Source organism: Brachyspira pilosicoli (assembly GCF_019402445.1).
GTDB classification, from domain to species: Bacteria; Spirochaetota; Brachyspiria; order Brachyspirales; family Brachyspiraceae; genus Brachyspira; species Brachyspira pilosicoli_B.
Genome location: NZ_SRZM01000158.1, coordinates 1 through 3,953 on the forward strand (window position 1 = coordinate 1; position 3,953 = coordinate 3,953).

General features: G+C 28.5%; 3 protein-coding genes. 1 reads left to right on the plus strand and 2 read right to left on the minus strand.

Annotated elements, in window-relative coordinates:
* Positions 1-93 precede the first annotated feature (93 nt).
* The gene (hydG, locus tag E6A48_RS06160) at positions 94-1,518 is read right to left on the minus strand and encodes a [FeFe] hydrogenase H-cluster radical SAM maturase HydG (protein ID WP_219709183.1); all 1,425 of its coding nucleotides are present in this window, start codon (positions 1,516-1,518) and stop codon (positions 94-96) included.
* A gap of 30 nt (positions 1,519-1,548) precedes the next feature.
* Positions 1,549-1,800 (minus strand): TM1266 family iron-only hydrogenase system putative regulator, encoded by a 252-nt coding sequence (locus tag E6A48_RS06165; protein WP_219709184.1) that lies wholly within the window; start codon positions 1,798-1,800, stop codon positions 1,549-1,551.
* A gap of 249 nt (positions 1,801-2,049) precedes the next feature.
* Here E6A48_RS06165 and E6A48_RS06170 point away from each other — a divergent pair, with 249 nt between their 5' ends.
* On the plus strand, positions 2,050-3,657 hold the full coding sequence (locus E6A48_RS06170) for a peptide ABC transporter substrate-binding protein (RefSeq protein WP_219709185.1): 1,608 nt from the start codon (positions 2,050-2,052) through the stop codon (positions 3,655-3,657).
* The last annotated feature ends 296 nt before the right edge of the window (positions 3,658-3,953 follow it).

Genomic DNA, 3,953 nt, shown 5'->3' on the forward strand with positions numbered 1-3,953 from the left:
GGGCAAAGCCCTGCAAATTATTTTAAATTTAACAAATATATTTACTCCAGTATAATTAAAAATCTAAATCAATCATAAAAGAATAATCCTAAATTAAAACTTAAAATCTCTCCTTCCTTCATCTATTCCTTTTAAAGCTTCTGCCAATTTGGTTTTAACTTTTTCATTAGGTATGCGTTCTATTTCATTATTCATAACTTTGTCTATTGATTTTTTAGTTTCTTCTTTGGCATAATCATTCTTGTATTCTTTCAAAGTTATTATTGCATTAGCCTGACAGAAATTTTTTATTTGTCCGCTTTTAGCAAAAGACATAAACCTGTCGCCTGTTCTTCCTTCTCTATAACAAGCTGTGCAAAAGCTCGGAAGATAATCTATATCGCAAAGCCATTTTATAATATCATCAAGTGAACGATTATCAGAAATTTCAAACTGTTTAGAGTTCTCTTCCTCCTCTTCAACATATCCTCCCACACTTGTTCTTGAGCCTCCGCTTATCTGTGAAACTCCAACCTCCAAAACTTCCTCTCTTGATTTTTTACTCTCTCTTGTAGAAACTATTATTCCAGTGTAAGGAACAGCAATTCTTAAAACGGCAACTATTTTTTTGAATAAATTGTCTGTTATAGCATTAGGAAAACTCTTTACATCAACATCATCAGCAGGTCTTATTCTAGGAACACTTATTGTATGAGGTCCACACCCGAAAGTTTCTTCCAAATGTTTTGCATGATAAAGCATAGCAGTAAAATCATATTTATAATTGTAAAGACCAAATAATACGCCTATTCCAACATCATCAATACCTCCTTCCATAGCTCTGTCCATTGCTTCAGTATGATATTCATAATTACTTTTAGGTCCGCTTGGGTGAACTTTCTCATATGTTGGTTTATGATATGTTTCTTGAAATAATACATAAGTTCCTATGCCTGCATCTTTTAACTTTTTATAGTTTTCTACTGTAGTAGCGGCAATATTAACATTCACTCTTCTAATTGCACCGTTTTTATGTTTAATGCCATATATTGTTTTTATTGATTCAAGTAAATACTCCATGCTTGCATACTCTGGGTCTTCTCCTGTTTCTAATGCAAGCCTTTTATGTCCCATATCCTGCAATGCTATCACTTCCGCTATAATCTCATCTTGAGTTAATTGTTTCCTAACTATATGTTTGTTTTTAGCATGATAAGGACAGTAAACGCATCCATTAACACAATAATTTGATAAATAAAGCGGAGCAAATAATACAATTCTTTTTCCATATATTTCTAATTTTATTTTCTTCGCTATTTCAAATATTTCATTTTCTATTTTCTTATCATCGCAAAGAAGTAAAGCCAATGCTTCGTTAGGTTCAAGCCCTTTCATTTTATTAGCCTTGTCTAATATATCTCTTATATTGTAATTACCGCTTTCAACTTGAGATATTGTTTTTAATATTTCTTCATCGTTAATAAATTCGTTTGCATTTTTTGATTTTGAATCGTACTTAAATAAAGTTTCAGATGACATAATATAAACTCCTAATAATTAAACTGCTTATTATTTTTTGTTTGCATAAAGTGCCTTAGCAGAAACACCTTCAAGCATACCTAGTTTACCAGTCAAACTATTAATTTTATCATTAGGAGCATTTAAGACTATGCTGATTATATTTATATTCTCTTCTCTATAAGGAATCCCCATTCTTCCTATAATAAAGTCGCTGTATTCATGCAAAATTTCATTTACCTTTGAAACATTATTAGTATCTTCAATTATTATACCTATAACAGCAATTCTATTATTTTCCATAAATTAGATAATATAAAAATTAAAATATTCCTTCATGATAAACATTAATAGTTACTCATTTAGGTATTATTATGATATCAGTTATTTTTTATTTGTAAATAATATTTTTTATTTTTTATGATTTAAATTACTACTTTTTTATTCTTGCAATAATAAATATTAAATTGACTTTAATATATATAAAGTGTATACTATTTATAATAATACTTTACAAAGTTATTTTTTGTTTAATTGATGTTAGGAGGAAATATGGCAAAACTAAATAAAATAATCATATCTTTTTTAATCTTTTTATTTGTTATATCATGTTCAAACGGTAATAAGAAAGAAGAAGGAATATCAATATTTATAAACACTGGTCCTGAACCAAACACTATAGACCCCAGTATAAATGTAACATCAGATGCAGTATTTTATTTAACTCATACATTTGAGGGATTAGTAGAAAAAGATGATAATGGTAAATTAATACCAGGAGTTGCAGAAAGCTGGGAAGTAAGTGATGACGGACTTATATATACATTTAAACTTAGAACCAATGCAAAGTGGACTGATGGTAAAATAGTTACAGCAAATGATTTTGTTTATTCTTGGCAGAGAGTTGTAGACCCAGCAACAGGAAGCCAGTATGGATATCAGCATGAACCTGTAAAAAATGCAAAAGCTATAACAGCTGGAAATATGCCAAAAGAAAGTTTAGGAGTAAAAGCAATAGATGATTTTACATTAGAAGTTCAATTAGAAGCACCTGCTGCATATTTTTTAGAGCTTTTAAGCTTTCCTACTTTCTATCCTTTAAGAAAAGATATTATTGAAAAATATGGTGACCAATGGACTTTAAATGCAGAAAGTTATATAGGAAATGGAGCTTTTAAGCTTGTAGAGAGAAATAGAGATGAAAGCCTTATAATGGTAAAAAATACAAACTATTGGAATATAGATACTATTATACCTGATAAAATAACATTCGTTCTTATGGAAAATGAGACTGCTTCTGTAGCTGGTGTAAAAGCAGGAAGTTTGCATTTTGCTAGGTCATTCCCTAGACAAGATATACAAACATTAAATGATGAAGGATTTATAGTAATTAAACCAAGAATATCATCATATTATTATTGTTTAAATTTAACAAATGATATATTAAAAGATGTGAGAGTAAGAAGAGCATTATCTCTTGCAATTGACAGAAACTATATAGTTGAGCAAATAACAAGAGGCGGAGAAAAACCTGCTGGTGCTTTAGTTCCTTATGGTATATCAGATTATGAAGGAGATTTTAGAGAAAATGGCGGTGAATATATAGATGTAAGTAAAGAAGCATATAAATCTAATGTAGAAGAAGCTAAAAGATTAATGGCTGAAACTGGATATCCTAATGGTGAAGGTTTTCCTGTTATGGAGTTTAAAGCAGACCCAGGACTTCATGTAAAAATATTTGAAGCTGTTCAGCAGATGTGGAAAGAAAATTTAGGCATTGATGTTAGTTTAACCCAAGAGGAGTGGGCCGTATTTTTACAAACTAGATATGACAGAAATATAGAAATGGCTAGGGGTGGTTGGAATGGAGACTTTAATGACCCTATTAACTTTATGACTTTATGTGTTAGTTATTCTCCAAACAATTATAGTGTTTACAGCAACAAAGCTTATGATGATATGATAAATGAAGTTATGCTTTCAGGAGATCAAAAATTTAGAATGGAGACTATGCATAAAGCAGAAGAGATGCTTATGAAAGATGAAGCTATAATACCAATATATTTCTATACAGAGCCTCTTTTGGTATCTCCAAAACTTAAAGGAGTATATTATGATTCTTTAGGCTTCCACAGATTCCATCACTGTTATTTAGAATAGTTTTTATAATTTTGTAATATATAGGCTTGGATTTTAATAATAGATTCAAGCCTATTTTATTTAAATTCTATATTATATAGAAAAAATATAATATTTTATTCACTATATAGATTTTTAAATTTACAATAAGTTAATATATATATATAAATTGTTGGATATTATAATTTTGTTTTTATGATTAAATTAAAAATAACTTAATATACTTTTTGTAATATATTTTATAAAAATTCATTTTTTATTTTCCTTAATATTAATTATTTGAAAATAATAATTAATATTTTTAAATTATGTATTTT